This is a genomic window from Nonomuraea sp. JJY05, from assembly GCF_043496855.1.
Classification (GTDB): Bacteria; Actinomycetota; Actinomycetes; order Streptosporangiales; family Streptosporangiaceae; genus Nonomuraea.
In genome coordinates, this window is record NZ_JBIEIS010000014.1 from 222,074 (window position 1) to 237,503 (window position 15,430).

Here is a 15,430-nt window from a genome sequence, read left to right on the forward strand (position 1 = left end):
CCTGCGCCGCGGCCGCGGCGCCGCCGAGGTCGCCCGGCTCCTGGCCGAGGCCGGCCGGGAGGACCGGCGCGCGGAGCTCCGGGCCACGCTGCGGCGGTACCCGGGGAGCGTGCACGTCATCGTGGGAGCCGGCGATCCGCTCACCGCCGAGGGCCGCATGCTGCTGGACACGCTCCCACAGGCCACGGTGACGGTCATCCCCGGGGCGCGCCACCATCCCCAGCTGACGCACCCGGCCGAGCTCGCCGATGCCATCCGGATCCCCTCGGCGAAGGCACGGGAGTCCAGCCCTCCCGTGATGCCTTCGTAGGCGGCGCGGGCGTGGTCAGCTCAGGCCGTGCCTGGCGGCCCATCCGGCGAGTTTGTCGCATTCGGCGCCGGGGCAGCGTACGAGGTCGCCGCTCCGGACGTACAGCCTGTTCTCGCTGTAGCCCTGCTGGCCCGCTTCCAGCAGCCGGTGGAAGGTCTCCCGGCGGCCACCCGACGTGACCTTGCTGTAGAAGGGCGTGGAGCTCGCGTCACCGGTAAGCCGGTCGTAGCGGAAGTCTCCCGCCAGGGTCCTGCCGATGCTGGTCAGGCAGGTGGCGTAGCCGATCTTCGCCGAGATCGGCTTCATCGCGAAGCCGGCCAGCAGGCCATAGTCCTGGTAGCGGTAGAGCTGCGCGCCTCCGACCTCCTTCACGCGGGCCTTGCAGCGCTGGACGGAGGGCGCGCCAGTGGCGCCCTGACGCATGAAAGACGGGGATGGCCTGACACCGCCTTGGAAGGTGTAGGTGAAGCTGGTGACCTTCGACGGTTTGGCGGCGTCGGCGCACTGCGGCGTGAGGTTGAGCGCCGGTCCGGAGCCCGCGTCGCCGATCATGCGCTGCGTGCTGCTCTCCCCCCGCTGCACCAGCACGAGGTGATACTCGCGGCCTTCGACGATGGCGGAGCGGTAGCCCCTGATGTCGGCCGACTTGCCGCCGGCCTGGACGAAGCGGCCGACCCAGTCGGCGCGGGAGGTCCCGCAGACGCCCGCGGCGGCGGCCGCGGAGGTGGTTGCCGGCCCGGCTGCCGCGAAGGTCGCGGCGAACGGCAGGGCGGCCAGGGCGGTGGTGAGGCGACGCTGCACGGCTCCCCAATCTCTGAGAGTGATTGTTCGACTACTCAGAGTATGTAGACGGCGGGGAGAACCATCAGTTCCGGCCAGGCGTGTCACGTCCGCCGTCGCGTCAGAGATCGCGTGAGTAATGACTTCTTTTCCCTTTACTAGTTTTCACCGAGACACTCCCCGAGCTCTGCTGGGAACGTGGTCCTTGTTGAATGAAAAGTTCTTCACGGGAGCGCCTCGCCGCTGTTGGTGCTCGTCCCGCCCCGAGGCGCCCCTGAAGGCATTTTCAGGAGGCCGTCATGGCTCGCTCGCGTATCGTCTTCTCGCTGTCACTCGTCGCGGCAATCGCATTGGTGGCGCTGGTGATCGGGGTGGTGGGCGGCCGGGCGACGAGTTCGGCGGGCCAGGCGGCGGGCGGAGGCTCGGGCGGGGCGGCGAGCGGCAAGAAGATCGACGTGGTCATCAAAGCGAGTGACTCCTCGTTCTGGCAGACGATGGTCGCCGGGGCGAAGCAGGCAGGCGGGGACTTCGGCATCAAGGTGAGCACCTTCGGCCCCACGTCCGAGACGAACGTCGACGAGCAGGTGCAACTGGTGGAGAACGCCATTTCCCGGGGCGTCGACGGGCTGGTCATCGCGCCCAACTCCTCCAGCGCCCTGAACTCGGCGATCGACCGGGCGCGCAAGGCGGGTCTGAAGGTCATCACCGTGGACAGCCGCGTGAGCACCGCCTCGGAGGGCTTCATCGGCACCGACAACCTCAAGGCCGGAATGCAGGCCGGCAAGCGCATGTGCGATCTGCTCAAGGCGCAGAACAAGACGAGCGGCGGCGTCCTGATCGAATCCTCCGTGGCCGGCATCCAGTCACTGGTCGCCCGGGACGCCGGCTTCAAGCAGGGGCTCGCACTCAATTGCCCGCAGGTCAAGGCGGTGCTGCAGCGCTACAACAACAACGACATCAACACCGCGGCGTCGCAGGTCAACGATGCGCTGACCGCCAACCCGGACCTGGCGGGGGTGTTCGCGGACAACAACACCTCGGGAGTCGGCGCGGCGCGGGCGATCCAGGACAACAAGGCGGCCGGCACCGTCCCGGTCGTGGCGTTCGACTCCGACCCGCAGGAGAACGCCGCGCTGGCCGCCGGCACCATCGACGCGCTGGTGGTGCAGAACCCTTACTTCTTCGGCTATCAAGGCGTTCTGGCGGCCGGAATGGCCACGGTCGATCGCATCCCACCGCGTGACATCGACCCGGGCGCCGTCGTGGCGGACAAGACGAACATGAACGAGCCCGATGTGCGGCAGTTGCTCAACCCGCCGACGATGAAGGCCGAATGATGAGCAGGCCGGTTGTCGAGCTACGCGACGTGTCCAAGGCATTCGGCCCCGTCCAGGCGCTCAGCAATGTCTCACTCCGTCTCGTACCCGGCCAGGTGAACTGCCTCGCGGGGGAGAACGGCGCGGGGAAGTCCACCCTGATCCGGGTGCTGACGGGCGCGCTGCGCCGAGACAGCGGCAGCTACGAGATCGATGGGCGACCGGTCACGACGCCGACCCCCGCACATATGCGCGCAGCCGGAATCCAGGCCGTCTACCAGGAGCTCAGCCTTCTCCCGCACCTGTCGGTCGCGGAAAACCTGTTCATGGGCCGCCTTCCCGCACGGAACGGGGTCATCGCGAAGGGTCGGCTGTGGGCCCGGGCCAGAAAGGCCCTCGACGAGATCGGTCTGACGGACATCAGCCCGAACACGGTCGTGGAACGGCTCCCGGCGGCCACGCGCCAGCTCGTGGAGATCGCCAAGGTGCTGAGCGCGGGCTCCGTCAAGGTCATCGTGTTCGACGAGCCGACCACAGCGCTCACCGAGACGGAGTCGGAGCGGTTTCTGGAGCACGTCAGGCGGCTGCGGGAGCGCGAGATCGCGATGCTCTACGTGACCCACCGGCTCGAGGAGATGTTCGAGATCGGCGACTGGGTGACAGTCCTGCGGGACGGGGGCCTGTCAGAGGAAGGGCCGATCGGCGACTATGACGAAGATCGCCTGATCACCGCGATGGTCGGCCGGGAGATCAGCTCGCTCTACCCGGAGGCCCACCGGCACGCCGGAGCACCCGCGCTGCGCGTTCGGGGACTGCGCCGCTTCGAGAACTCACCGGCCATCGACCTGCACGTCGGATCCGGAGAGATCCTCGGCATCGGCGGGCTGCTGGGGTCGGGGCGGAGCGGGCTGCTGCTGTCCATTTTCGGCGCGGCTCCTGTCGTCGCCGGTGAGGTGGAGATCGGTGGCAAGCGCATGAAACCGTCCGGACCGCGCACGATGATGAACGCCGGGGTAGGACTCCTCACCGAGGACCGCAAGGTGCTGGGGCTGCTGCCGGAGCTGTCGATCCGGGAGAACGTCACCATAGCCAGCCTGCGCGGCGGCTCCCGGCGCGGTCTCCTGCCCGGTCGCGAGCAGGTCGAGGAGGCGGACCGGCTGCTCGACAGCCTGCGGCTGCGGGCCGGTTCCTACGCCCAGCCGGTGTCGACACTGTCCGGCGGCAACCAGCAGAAGGTCCTGCTCGCCCGATGGCTGCTCACCAAGCCGAACGTCCTGATGTTCGATGAGCCCACGAAAGGCATCGACGTCGGGGCCAAGGGCGAGCTCTACACGATCATCGGGGACCTGGCCGCGAAGGGGCTGGGGATCGTCGTGGTCTCTTCGTATCTGCCGGAGCTGCTGGGGCTCGCAGATCGCATCCTGGTGCTGCGCGACGGGGCGGTCGCGGGCGAACTACCCGGATCCGCCACCGAGGAGGACGTGCTCCACCTGGCAAGCGGCACCAGAGGCCCGGAGGCGACAGAAGAGCCGCCGGCCTCGGGGACGGGAGCCTCGACGCCACCGACCCAGACGGCCCAGGAGGGGTGAGCCGGGATGCCCAAGCTGATCTGGCGTGAGCCGATCGAGACCACGACGATCGTCAGCAGGCCACCGGGCGGCGCGGAAGCGGGGCCGAAAACGGCGCCCGAGCCGACGATCGGGACCAGGCGACGGGTCCTCACGCTGGGGGACATCGCGGGACGGGAGAGCGGCGGTCTCGTCGTCCTGCTCGTGGCGGTCGGCGCTCTCACGCTCGCCAGCGACGAGTTCCTCACCGCCAACAACCTGGCCAACCTCGCCCGGCAGGTCGCGATCTTCGGGATCATCGCGGTGGGCCAGCTCCTGGTCATCCTGACCGCCGGAATCGACCTGTCGGTCGGATCGGTCCTCGGCCTGGCCGGCGCTTCCACCGCGCAGCTCCTGGTGGCCGGCCTGCCGATCCTGCCGTCGATCCTGCTCGGGGTGGGGATCGGCACCGGGCTCGGGCTCGTCAACGGCCTGCTGGTCACCCGAGCCCTGCTGCCACCGTTCATCGCGACCCTGGGCATGCTCGGCATCGCCCGCGGAATGGTCCTGCTCAGCACCGACGCCCAGACCATCCAGGGCGTGCCGGAGGCGTTCCAGATCATCGCCAACGGCACGATCCTGGGCATCCCCAACCTTCTCATCATCGCCGTCGCGGTCACCGCCGCGATGTGGTTCGTGCTCTCCCGGACGGTCTTCGGCCGCTACATCTACGCTGTCGGCTCCAACCCCGAGTCGGCCCGCCTCGCGGGCGTCCCCGTCCGCCTGGTGACGATCTCGGTCTACGTGATCTCGGGTACGCTCGCCGGTCTCGGCGGGGTGCTGCTGGCCTCACGGCTGGGAGCGGGCATCCCCACCGCCGGCACGGGCTTCGAGCTCAGCGCGATCGCCGCCTGTGTCATCGGGGGCGCGAGCCTCTTCGGAGCGAAGGGAAGCGCGATCGGCGCCTTCACCGGAGCGCTGATCATGGGTGTCCTCAACAACGGTGGCAACCTCCTGGCGATCAACGCCTTCTACCTGCAGATCGCCATCGGTGTGCTCATCCTCGTCGCGGTCGGGTTCGACCAGCTCAACACCAGGCGGTCCTCCGCCGGCGGTTGACGACGGATGTCGCTCGTCCACCGCCATGCCCGTCTGCTCGAAGCCGTCACGTGAGCGCTCAGCCGAGCCAGGCGGTGATCTGGGTCATGGCGGTGGCGGACCAGCCGAGCTTGAGGTGGTTGAGCGCGAGCGTCGCGGTCGCGGCCCGGTTCGCGATGCCGTCGCCCGCAGCGCAGCTCGCCACGAAGACGGCGCCGTCGGACGGTCCCGTGTGCTCGTTGTGCAGCAGCGCCATGTCCGGCAGGTTGCCGCACAGCTGGTAGACCGGCACGCTCGACGGAGTGCCCGCGTCGATGAGGGGCCGCACCAGCGAGCCCCTGTCGATGGCCCACTGGATCCCGCGGCCGACGGTGTAGAAGCCGGTGCCGCCGTAGTAGGTGGTGTACCAGTCCTGCTCGGTGGTGGGCAGCGGGTAGACGTCGTCCCAGCGATAGAGCATGTCGTCAGAGCCCGGGTAGGCATCGCCCTCGTAGCTCAGCTCGGGATGGTTGCGCCACAGGCCGTAACAGACCATCTGGGTGTGGGGCGCGGGCGCGTTCAACGACCCCCCACATTCCGGAAATATTGCGAAATCGTGGGTCCAGCCGTGCCGGTAACCCCAGTCGAAGCCCTTGTTCGGCCCGCCGAGGAGGATCAGCTTCCTGACGTCGCCCGCGTAGGCCGTGCCCCAGGGCTTGCGCAGCGACGAGACGTACATGCGCGCGTTGAACGCGCCCTTGGACCACCCGATCACGTCCACCTGCGCCGCACCGGTCTTCGCCCGGATCCTGGCGACGGCGTCGTGGATCTGCTCCGCCCAGTAGTGGCCGTCCCCTGTGACGTGCGGGAAGCCGATCGCGAACACCTTGTAACCCTGCCCGGTGAGGTGCTGCATGAGCCCCGTGGTCGGGCAACTGGCCTGGCCGCAGCCGTACGAGCCGCGGGCATTGGGATTGGCCCAGGCCAGATCGGCGGTCTGGTTGGCGCCGTGCACCAGCAGCACGGGGGTGGCCTTGGCGCCTGTCTGCCAGCCCGGGGCGTGGTACAGCAGAAACCGCGAGGAGTGCGGCCGGGCGACGTCACCGAACAGGCGCCTGGCCTGCCCCGTCTGATCACCACGCCCGTCGGGCGGATAGGTCTCGGCCTGGAACCCGGTGGAATTGTCCTTGAGGCGCTCGACCAGGGCCCAGCCGTTCTCCAGGCCCGAGGTGTAGGTGGCCTCCAGCGTCACCGACGCCGACGCGGTCGCGGCGGCGGGCGCCGTGAACAGTGCTCCGGCTACCAATGCGAGAGCCGTGACCACTCGGCTGCACGAACGTCGTCCCATCAGACCTCCCACGAAGCTCGGATGAGCCAAGTTCGCCCGATCCAGAGGTGCGGGTCAATGTGAGCCGCACCCATAGCCCTGTGTCGGTCGCATCGATCGTCCCTTCGTAGATAATCCGTTCCGGGATGACTTGGGTAGGCTGGCGGCATGACGGCAATGGCTCCCGCGCGTACTGAAACCGACCTGTCCTTCCTCCTCGACCACACCAGCCACGTGCTGCGGACCCGGATGGCGGCGGCGCTCGCCGAGATCGGGCTGACGGCGCGCATGCACTGCGTCCTGGTCCACGCGCTGGAGGAGGAGCGCACCCAGATCCAGCTCGCCGAGCTGGGCGACATGGACAAGACCACGATGGTGGTCACCGTGGACGCGCTGGAGAAGGCCGGCTACGCCGAGCGCCGCCCGTCGAGCACCGACCGGCGGGCACGGATCATCGCGGTCACGGACGCGGGCGCGGCCATAGCCAGGCGCAGCCAGGAGATCGTGGACGGTGTGCACCGGGCGGCGCTCGGCGCGCTTCCCGGCGACGAGCGCGAGGTCCTGGTGCGTGCCCTGAACCGCCTGGTCAACGGCCATCTCGCCACCCCCGCCGAAGGGCCCCAGCAGGCACGCCGGGCGCGGGAGCGCGGAAATTAGGTCCGAAGAGGATCGTCTATTACGGAACTATCTGCTACGGTCTCTCTTGTCGACTTGAGACGGGAGAGACCATGTCGTACGTGCGTAACTCGCGCTGGACCGCGCTGGGCGTGCTGTCCGCGACGGGACTGATGACGGTCCTGGACGGCAGCATCGTGACGGTGGCGATGCCCGCCATCCAGCAGGACCTCGGCTTCTCGGGCGCCGGGCTGAGCTGGATCGTCAACGCCTATCTGATCCCCTTCGGCGGGCTGTTGCTCCTGGCCGGGAGGTTGGGCGATCTGATCGGGCGCCGGACGATGTTCCTGGCCGGAAACGCGATCTTCACCGCCGCCTCCTTGCTGGCGGGCGCGGCCACCGGCCCCGGCCTGCTGATCGCCGCCAGGTTCCTGCAGGGGGTGGGCAGCGCGCTGGCCTCGGCCGTGGTCCTGGGCATCCTGGTGACGCTGTTCACCGACGCGGGGGAGCGGGGCAAGGCCATCGCGATCTTCAGCTTCACCGGGGCGGCCGGCGCGTCGATAGGCCAGGTCCTGGGCGGAGTGCTCACCGACGGCCTGAGCTGGCCGTGGATCTTCTTCGTCAACGTGCCGATCGGCGTGATCACCATCGCGCTCGCCCTGATGGTGCTGCCCGCCGACCGCGGGATCGGCCTGGCCGCCGGCGCGGACATCGCCGGTGCCGTGCTGGTGACCGCCGGCCTGATGCTGGGCATCTACACCGTCGTCAAGGTTGAGGAGTACGGCTGGCTCGCCGCCCACACCCTGGGCCTCGGCGCGGTGTCGCTGGCCCTGCTCGCCGGCTTCGTGGTGCGGCAGGCCACGGCCAGGGCCCCGCTCATGCCGCTGCGGATCCTGCGCTCGCGCAACGTGGTCGGCGCCAACCTCGCCCAGATGCTGGCCCTGTCGGGCATGTTCGCCTTCCAGGTCCTCGTCGCGCTCTACATGCAGCGGGTCCTGGGCTACGGGGCGCTGGAGACCGGGCTGGCGATGCTCCCGGCCGCGGTGGGCATCGGATCGATCTCGCTGTTCGTCTCGGCCCGGCTCAGCGCCCGCTTCGGCGCCCGTACCGTCCTGATCGCCGGCCTGGTGCTGCTCATCGCGGCGATGCTCCTGCTCACCCGGGTGACGGTGGACGCCGGTTACGTCACCCATCTGCTCCCGGTCATGCTGCTGATCTCGGGCGGCGGGCTGGTGCTCCCGGCGCTGGCCACGCTGGGCATGTCCGGCGCCCGGGAGAGCGACGCCGGGCTGGCCTCCGGCCTGTTCAACACCACCCAGCAGGTGGGGATGGCCATCGGCGTGGCGATGCTGTCCACGATGGCCGCCTCCCGCACCGGTGAGCTGCTGGCCGCCGGCGCGGGCCAGGCCGCCGCGCTGACCGGGGGATACCGGCTGGCGTTCGGCATCTCGGCCGGGCTGCTGGTCGCGGCGCTCGCCGTGGGGCTCGCCGTCCTGCGCCGGCCGGCCCCGGTCGCCGCCGACCTGCCCGTCGCAGAAGAGAAGGCGGCTGCGGTCTGAGACGGTTGTCCTCCGCCCGGCGTGCTACGGCGCGCCGGGCGGCTGGCGTATTCCTGAAGATGCCCGCGTCGGCCGGGTGCTTCAGAGGGGGCCGGCGGGCTGCCAGGAGGCGTGGATCATGGCCCGTTCCGTGGCGGCGAGGTGGGTGGCGGCGGCCACCCACGCCCACGCGTACCGGTCCGGCCCCGCGTCCGTCAACCGCCCGAACACGTCACGGCTGCGGCGATCCGCCTCCGCGGTAAGGCCCGTGACCAGGTCGGCGGCGGTCTGGAACCCGGCGTTGCGCAGCTGGGCGTACGACTCGCCGTTGCGGGCCGACTCGGCCACCGCCCGCCTCCCGCCGGACACGGCCAGCTCGATCAGCCTGCGTACCCGCCAGAGCGGGGCGCCGGCCACCGGGTCCACCTCGTCGCCGTCCGGAGGTGGCGGGCAGGCGTCCTGGGGCGGGAGGTGGGCTCCCTGGAGCCGGTCGTACCCGAGGTCGGCGTGCCCCTGCCAGTCGGGGGGCAGGCGCAGCGTCGCCTCCGTGCCCGGGACCGGGCCGACCGCCAGCGGGAGCAGCGTGGCCACCCGGTCCGGCTCCACCCGGCCCACCACCCGTAGGAGCAGGCCCGGGCGGGAGGCGAGGCGCCGCAGGTTCTCGACGTGGGCCAGCTCGGGATGGTGGCCGGCCGGGACGAGCCGGATCAACGGGCCGTAACCGCGCACGTCACCCACGGAATCGGGAAGCAGCGCGCGGGCCAGTACGTGGTCGCCGGCCGCGCCGACGATGACCAGGTCGCAGCCGACCGGTTCGCGGGCCTGTTCCGCCGTGTCCGACTCGCTCCACGCGTGACCGGAGAGCCGGGCCCCCGCCGCCTCCGCCAGCGGCCGGGCGAACAGGGCCGCCATCGGCCCCTCCGTCCACGGCATGCCGGAGACGGGGGTGGCTCGTACGCCCTTGCCCGCCCCGAGCCGCCCGTCCGGGGAGACGGTGGCACCGACGATCAGCAGTCCGGCACGGGACAGCTGGGAGTGGTTCAGCATGGCGGGGCCGATGGCGACGGGCGCTGTGGCGGCCCCGCGGGCACGGGCCGATCCGCCCGGCTTGACATCGGCCACCGAATACCAGCGGCCGTCCTCCGCGACCACGTGCGTCACCACGCCGCCGTACCCGGTGGCGCTGATCACCGGCTCCCTGAACACCCCGTACACCTTCAGGCTCCCGCCCGGCTGGTAGTCGCGCCGTACGGTACCGGCCAGCGCCGGGTCGGGGTCCGCCCCGGCCAGCCGGCCCGCGGTGAGCAGCAGCTCGCGCAGAGCGGAGACCAGGTCGGCGAGGCGGTGGCCGTCGTGGCGGGCGCGGGCGGCGCGCAGCCCCCGCACCACCCGCAGCGCGGCGGCCTCCGCTCCCGGCAACCCCGCGAGGCGGGCGGTGTGCGCGGCCCTCAGCAACTCGGCCTGGGGCACCGCGCCGGCGGCGGGCACCCCGGCGGACAGCACGGCCGCCGCAGCGGCCCACAGCCCGGTGGCGGCCGCGACCTGCGCCGCCGTGGGCCCCACCGCCTCGGGCGCCGCGACGGACCCGGCCCCGTCCGCGCCCTCGGCTCCACCGCCAGGTGCGCCGCTGCTCCCCGGCTCCGCGGCAGTCCGCTCGCCGCCGGAGCCGGCGAGCGCTGCTCCGTCGGGTGAGGGTGCGGGTGCGGGTTCGGCGTCGGAGGGGTCGCGGGAGTCGGCCTCCTCTTCGGCGGGGAACGCGTCCCCGATCGGGCAGGCGCCCAGTACGGCCGCACGATGCAGACAGCGCGGCGCCAGCAGGCAGCTGCACGACGCCTGGTCACCGTCGTCGATCACCCCGGACGGCCCCGGCGAGAGCGTGACGACCGCGTCCTCGCCGCAGGTGATCCGGACGCCCTCGTCGCCGGCCGTGACGGGCAGGGCGGCGTACTGTTCGATCGCCGCGTCCAGCTTCTTGCGCAGCCGCGAGGTCAGGCTCTCGACGGCGGCGGCGACCACCTCCGGCGTCACCGGTGGCAGCGGACCGCCGCTGGAGCCGGTCGGGGCCGTCTCCGGAGCGGCTTCGGGAGTGGTTGACGTGGAGGGGTTCACCGGTGTTCTCCGCGGAGGCGGTCGCCCACCCATCGGGCGAGGGCGAGCGGGCTGAGCGCGGCCACGGGCATCCCGGCCGCGACGAGTTGCTGGGCGACGGGGATCGAGTAGCGGGGTACGCCGTCGTCGTCCAGGGCGGCGCATCCCATCAGGTGCACGCCGGAGCCGGCCAGCGCGCGCACCTCGGCGAGCAGGCCGCCGATCGGGTAGCCCTCCTCGAAGTCGCTGACCACCACGACGAGCGTGCGGCTCGGGACCGTGACCAGCGTACGGGCCTGGGCGAGCCCGGCGGCGATGTGCGTGCCGCCGCCGACCCGTACCTCCAGCAGGAGGGAGAGCGGGTCGCTGACCCGGTCGGTCAGGTCGATCACCTGCGTGGAGAACGACAGGAAGTGCGTCGACAGCGTCGGCACCCCCGCCAGCACGGCGGCCGTCAGCGCCGACCAGACGACCGACGCCTCCATGGAGCCGGACACGTCCACCACCAGGATCAGCCGCCAGTCGGCCTCCCGACGGGAACGCGTGCTGAACACTGGCCGCTCCGGCACCACCACGAGCCTCCCGTCGTCCAGGCGGCGCGTGTACGGCAGATTGGCGCGCAGGGTGCGCGGCAGGTCCAGCCTGCCGCCCGGGCGGCGGGTCGGGCGCGGTGTGGCGACCCCGGTCATGGCGGGCCGCAGACGGGTGGCGAGCTCGCGGGTCAGCTCGTCCACCAGGCGGCGTACGAGCGGGCGCAGCTTGGCCACCTGCTGCTCCGGCAGGCCGCCGGCCAGGGACAGCACGGAGGTCAGCAGCTCCACGGACGGCCGGACGGAGGCGGGGTCGAGTTCGGTCAGCACGTCGTGGCGTCCGGCGTCGGCGGCGCGGGCCAGGACCTCCTCGCGAACCTCGGAGCCGAACAGCGCCTCCAGCTCCTCCGACCACTCGCGTGCCGTGGGGAACGGCGCCTCCCGGCCGCCTCCGTCCCCTGGAACGGGCTCGAAGCCGTTGGCGCCTTCGCCGCGGCCCGACCCGTACAGCTCGTCCAGGGCGCGGGCGTACGAGCGGGCGCCTGGGGGCAGCTGTTCGGACTCCCGCCCGAGCAGCAGGCGCCACCGGTCCGCGGGCCGCAGCCTGCGCCGGAGGTCGGTCACGGGGACGGCGACCGCCCCCGATTCCTCCGATGCCTCGGTCTGCGGTCCATCCGGCGGTGCCATGGCGCTCTCGATGGGGATGGGGAGCCGGAGCGCTTGGAGGGCCTCGAGCCCGGCCGCGTCGGCGGCGGTCCAGAGGGCCAGCAGCGACGGGGGAGCGTTCAGGGCCACGTCGAGCCGGTCGCCGAGCCGTTCGGACACCACCCCCAGCAACCGGCTGCGCCCGGCCGGGCTGAGCGTGTCGAACCCGCCGCGCAACGCCGGCAGCCGGTCCAGGAACTCCTTGTCCGTGAGCCCGTCCACCCGGTTCATGAGCGGGTCGAGCGCCGCGGGCGCCGACTGGAGCAGCGGACCGGCGGCCGTGAGCACGCCCGTCAGCAGCCGGCTCAGCCGCAGGCGGCCGTCGGGGCCGGTGGCGGTGTCGATCCAGCCGGCCGCCCGGTCTCCGAGCGAGGCCGGGCCGTCCAGGTCCAGCAGCACGCGGGCGGCCAGGGCCGCGCCCTGCATGAGGGGCGAGGCCGTACGCGCGAGCACCGCCAGGGCGTCGTCCATCCGCAGGCCCAGGCGCTCCTCGCCGGCCCGGGAGGCGAGGGCGACCAGGGCGACCGCGTCCTCCGGCTGGTCGCTGCCCGCCAGCCCCGGCAGGGCGCGTACCGCCGCCTCCAGGAGGGTGCCGGCCAGCTCGGCGGCGTGCTCGCGGCCCTCCGGCGTGGTGCCGGGCAGGTGCCGGCGGCGCAGTGCCTCCATGAGGTCGAGGGCCTGGAGCAGCTCGGCGAGGGTGGCGGTGGCGGGCAGCGTGACGGCGGCGTCGGCGAGGCGGTCGTCCACCAGGTCGGGCAGGTCGCAGCCGGCGGCGGTCCGCAGGCCGTCGAGGATGAGGGCGCAGGTCGGGCCGCCGTCCGCCGACTGGCGGCGGTACGTCTCGCGCAGCGTCCCGGCCGCGGCCTGGGCGAGGGTCACACCGCGTACGCCCGCCAGGTCCAGCAGGGCCGGGACCGCGGGGGTCCAGGACAGGCGCCACCTGGTGGTGAGCGCGGCTCCGTCGCCCGTGCCCATCACCTCGATCGGCTCGCCGTAGTTGACGCCGCAGACGAGCAGGCGCTGGAGGGCGACCTCGCGGCGGGCGTCGAGGTCGGAGCGGAGCGGATCGAGACGTACCTCCCGGGGTTCGGGATTGTCGGGACACGGGAGGCGCAGGGCGGCGAGCTCGGTCTCCACGGCAGGCCCGAGCCCGGAACGCGGCGTGCCGGGCGCGGTCCTGCCCCGCTCGGTGCCGACGAACACGGTGTCCAGCGCCCGCGCCAGGGCCCGTCCCCGGCCGAGCGGCTCGCCCTGGCCGAGCACGGTCGTCACCGCCTCCAGCAGCTCGCCGCGTCCGGGGGCGGGCAGCCCCCGCAGGCCGGCCAGGTCGCAGGCGAGCCGCAGCGCCTCGACGGCCTCGCCGGTGCCCGCGGTGTGCCCGGCCGCGCGCAGCTCCCGGCACAGGCTGGTGAGGGCGCGCGCGGCGCCGTCCCGGACCTTCCCGGGGTCGCCCCCGGCCGCGAACACCGCCTGCTGCCAGCGCGGGTCCCGGATGCCGGCCGGATAGCCGGACCGGGAGTCGAGCAGGTCGAACGCGTACGGCACGAGCGAGGTCACGGGCACCGGCCCCGCCACCCCGGCCGATCCCGCAGCGAGTCCGGCGATCTCCTCGGAGGGCGTCCCCGCGGCAGGGGCGGCGGTCTCGCCGGAGGGCGACGCCACGGCGGGTCCGGCGGTCTCGCCGGAGGGCAGGGGCAGGGCGGGGGCGTGGAAGGCGCCGATCACCGCCGCGACCCGACGGCCACCGGCCGCGGCGGCCGCGAGGACGCGGCGCATGTGAGCCTCGCGGGCCAGGTCCATCGCGGGCACCCCGCCCGCGGCCTCCGCGTCGCGGCGCAGGGCCCAGCCGACGCCGAGGGCGGCGCGGCGGACGGCCTCGGGCTCGCAGCCGGGAGCGAGCACCTCGACGGCGCGGTCCCACATGTCGTCGCCGTCGCGCCCGCTGCCGGCCCTGGCCAGCCCCTCGGCGAACGAGACGGCCCGCGGGCCCGCCTCCTCGGCGAGGGGAGCCTGCGCGGTGGCGTGCCAGCCGCGGTCGGACAGCGGAAGGTCGCAGCAGACCACCTCCGCCCCGCGCTTCCAGGCCCACCGGATGGCCACCAGCTCGGGCGAGAAGTCGGCGAACGGGTAGAACCCGAGCCCGCCGTCACCCCGCGCCCCCGCGAGCGCCACAGGGGCCTGCGTCCCCGGGTCGGCCAGGTGCACGAGCCAGGGCTGGAAGTCCGCCGGCAGCTCGACGCAGACCACCTCGGGATCGGCGGCGTCCAGCAGCGCGGGCAGCACCACGGCCAGGGCGGGGCTGTGGTGCCGCACCCCCAGCAGGTACGGCCGCGACGAGGCCGCCAGCGCGGCGACCGCCTCCCGGGGATCCACGTCCGGCACGGGCGGATTGAGGCTCTGAGCGGTCAACGGAGGTTCTCCCGCAGGTCCCACAGGCGGCGCCACATCGCCGACCCGTCCTCCGCGCGCCTGCGCACCGGCCCGTCCCAGTAGCCCAGCAGCCGCCCGTGATCGGCGGGGTCGTCCTTGCGCACGACGCCCAGCAGGTGACCGGGCACCAGGTCCAGCACGTCGCCGGTGGGCAGGTAAGCCGCCGCCACCCCCAGCGAGGCCGCCACCTGCACGGCCTCGGCCGTGGACATGACGGTGCCGGGGCGTTCGACGTCCCAGCCCTCGGCGGAGCGGCCGGAGCGCAGGTCGCGGAAGACGGTGACCAGCGCGTCGAGCACGGCGTCGTCCACGCCGAAGGCCGCGCCCGCGCGCTCGACGACGGCCGTGGCCTGGCGGCGCACCAGGGAGACCTCGGCGTCGGCGTCGGAGATGGGGCCGACGGTCTCGAAGTTGAAGCGCCGCTTGAGCGCCGCCGACATCTCCGAGACGCCGCGGTCGCGCAGGTTGGCCGTGGCGATGACGGTGAACCCGGGCGCCGCCGCGACCTGCGCGTCCTCGGTCCCGGCCAGCTCGGGCACGCTGACCCGCCGGTCGGACAGGATCGACACGAGCGCGTCCTGGACCTCGGGCAGGCAGCGGGTGATCTCCTCCACCCGGGCGACGCGGCCGGAGCGCATGGCGGTGAGCACGGGCGAGTCGACGAGCGCCGTCCGGCTGGGGCCCTGGGCGAGGAGCAGGGCGTAGTTCCAGCCGTAGCGGAAGGCGTCCTCGGTCGTGCCGGCGGTGCCCTGGACGGTGAGCGCGCTGGTGCCGCACACGGCGGCGGCCAGCAGCTCCGACAGCATCGACTTGGCGGTGCCGGGCTCGCCGACCAGGAGCAGGCCGCGCTCGCCGGCGAGGGTGACGACGCAGCGTTCGACGAGGGCGCGCTCGCCGACGAACTTGGGCGCGATCTTCATCCGGCCGCCCAGCGTCTCGTCGCCGCTGCCGCAGATGAAGGTGACGACCGCGCGCGGGGTCAGCGCCCAGCCGGGCGGGCGGGGGCCGGAGTCGTGGGCGGCGAGGAAGGCGAGTTCGGCGGCGTGGCGCTCCTCGGCGGGCAGCACCTGCCGGGCCGAGGGGGCGCGATCTTCGGTCAAGGTCATGAGAAGAGAAGTCCTCTGAGTCATCGGTGGATGGATGGGCGCGCCCCGGAGAAGGGGCGCG

The 15,430-nt window shown here is 72.9% G+C and carries 11 protein-coding genes; 6 read left to right on the plus strand and 5 right to left on the minus strand.

From position 1 onward, the window contains the following. Positions 1-310 (plus strand): alpha/beta fold hydrolase (locus ACFKCF_RS23965; protein WP_394496806.1); only part of this gene is annotated, 310 nt, incomplete at its 5' end. 15 nt (positions 311-325) lie between these two features. On the opposite strand, the gene ACFKCF_RS23970 is transcribed toward ACFKCF_RS23965, so the two are convergent. Continuing rightward, a complete protein-coding gene (locus ACFKCF_RS23970) occupies positions 326-1,111 on the minus strand; it encodes a hypothetical protein (protein ID WP_394496808.1) in 786 nt (261 codons plus the stop codon). 278 nt (positions 1,112-1,389) lie between these two features. On the opposite strand from ACFKCF_RS23970, the gene ACFKCF_RS23975 reads away from it, so the two are divergent. From ACFKCF_RS23975 to ACFKCF_RS23985, 3 genes are read left to right on the plus strand one after another with little or no spacing between them, the layout of a single operon-like run. Then, on the plus strand, positions 1,390-2,427 hold the full coding sequence (locus tag ACFKCF_RS23975) for an ABC transporter substrate-binding protein (protein ID WP_394496810.1): 1,038 nt from the start codon (positions 1,390-1,392) through the stop codon (positions 2,425-2,427). After that, positions 2,427-3,995 (plus strand): sugar ABC transporter ATP-binding protein, encoded by a 1,569-nt coding sequence (locus ACFKCF_RS23980; RefSeq protein ID WP_394496812.1) that lies wholly within the window; start codon positions 2,427-2,429, stop codon positions 3,993-3,995. The genes ACFKCF_RS23975 and ACFKCF_RS23980 overlap by 1 nt, the downstream gene beginning before the upstream one ends. A 6-nt stretch (positions 3,996-4,001) precedes the next feature. Then, positions 4,002-5,072: an ABC transporter permease gene (locus ACFKCF_RS23985; RefSeq protein WP_394496814.1), complete on the plus strand. Its 1,071-nt coding sequence runs from the start codon at positions 4,002-4,004 to the stop codon at positions 5,070-5,072. 58 nt (positions 5,073-5,130) lie between these two features. On the opposite strand, the gene ACFKCF_RS23990 is transcribed toward ACFKCF_RS23985, so the two are convergent. Next, positions 5,131-6,378: an esterase/lipase family protein gene (locus ACFKCF_RS23990; RefSeq protein WP_394496816.1), complete on the minus strand. Its 1,248-nt coding sequence runs from the start codon at positions 6,376-6,378 to the stop codon at positions 5,131-5,133. A 147-nt stretch (positions 6,379-6,525) separates the two neighbouring features. On the opposite strand from ACFKCF_RS23990, the gene ACFKCF_RS23995 reads away from it, so the two are divergent. Both ACFKCF_RS23995 and ACFKCF_RS24000 read left to right on the plus strand, forming a co-directional pair. Further along, positions 6,526-7,014 carry a MarR family winged helix-turn-helix transcriptional regulator gene (locus tag ACFKCF_RS23995; RefSeq protein ID WP_394496818.1) on the plus strand — a complete coding sequence of 163 codons (489 nt, stop codon included), beginning with the start codon at positions 6,526-6,528 and terminating at the stop codon, positions 7,012-7,014. Between the two features lie 71 nt (positions 7,015-7,085). After that, complete coding sequence (locus ACFKCF_RS24000) at positions 7,086-8,531, plus strand: MFS transporter (RefSeq protein ID WP_394496819.1); 1,446 nt, start codon at positions 7,086-7,088, stop codon at positions 8,529-8,531. 81 nt (positions 8,532-8,612) lie between these two features. On the opposite strand, the gene ACFKCF_RS24005 is transcribed toward ACFKCF_RS24000, so the two are convergent. Genes ACFKCF_RS24005 through ACFKCF_RS24015 form a run of 3 tightly spaced genes read right to left on the minus strand, consistent with a single transcriptional unit; the run spans position 8,613 to position 15,369 of the window. Then, positions 8,613-10,619, minus strand: coding sequence for an SWIM zinc finger family protein (locus ACFKCF_RS24005; RefSeq protein WP_394496821.1), 2,007 nt, complete (start codon positions 10,617-10,619; stop codon positions 8,613-8,615). Continuing rightward, positions 10,616-14,242 carry a DUF5682 family protein gene (locus ACFKCF_RS24010; protein WP_394496823.1) on the minus strand — a complete coding sequence of 1,209 codons (3,627 nt, stop codon included), beginning with the start codon at positions 14,240-14,242 and terminating at the stop codon, positions 10,616-10,618. The genes ACFKCF_RS24005 and ACFKCF_RS24010 overlap by 4 nt, the downstream gene beginning before the upstream one ends. After that, complete coding sequence (locus ACFKCF_RS24015; RefSeq protein ID WP_394496825.1) at positions 14,239-15,369, minus strand: AAA family ATPase; 1,131 nt, start codon at positions 15,367-15,369, stop codon at positions 14,239-14,241. Before ACFKCF_RS24015 ends, ACFKCF_RS24010 begins: the two co-directional genes overlap by 4 nt. Positions 15,370-15,430: the final 61 nt, after the last annotated feature.

Coding starts and splice junctions, on each gene's coding strand:
- ACFKCF_RS23985 (WP_394496814.1), top strand. CDS start 4,002: ATGCCCAAGCTGATCTGGCGTGAGCCGATCGAGACCACGACGATCGTC.
- ACFKCF_RS24000 (WP_394496819.1), top strand. CDS start 7,086: ATGTCGTACGTGCGTAACTCGCGCTGGACCGCGCTGGGCGTGCTGTCC.
- ACFKCF_RS23995 (WP_394496818.1), top strand. CDS start 6,526: ATGACGGCAATGGCTCCCGCGCGTACTGAAACCGACCTGTCCTTCCTC.
- ACFKCF_RS24015 (WP_394496825.1), bottom strand. CDS start 15,369: ATGACCTTGACCGAAGATCGCGCCCCCTCGGCCCGGCAGGTGCTGCCC.
- ACFKCF_RS23980 (WP_394496812.1), top strand. CDS start 2,427: ATGAGCAGGCCGGTTGTCGAGCTACGCGACGTGTCCAAGGCATTCGGC.
- ACFKCF_RS23990 (WP_394496816.1), bottom strand. CDS start 6,378: ATGGGACGACGTTCGTGCAGCCGAGTGGTCACGGCTCTCGCATTGGTA.
- ACFKCF_RS23975 (WP_394496810.1), top strand. CDS start 1,390: ATGGCTCGCTCGCGTATCGTCTTCTCGCTGTCACTCGTCGCGGCAATC.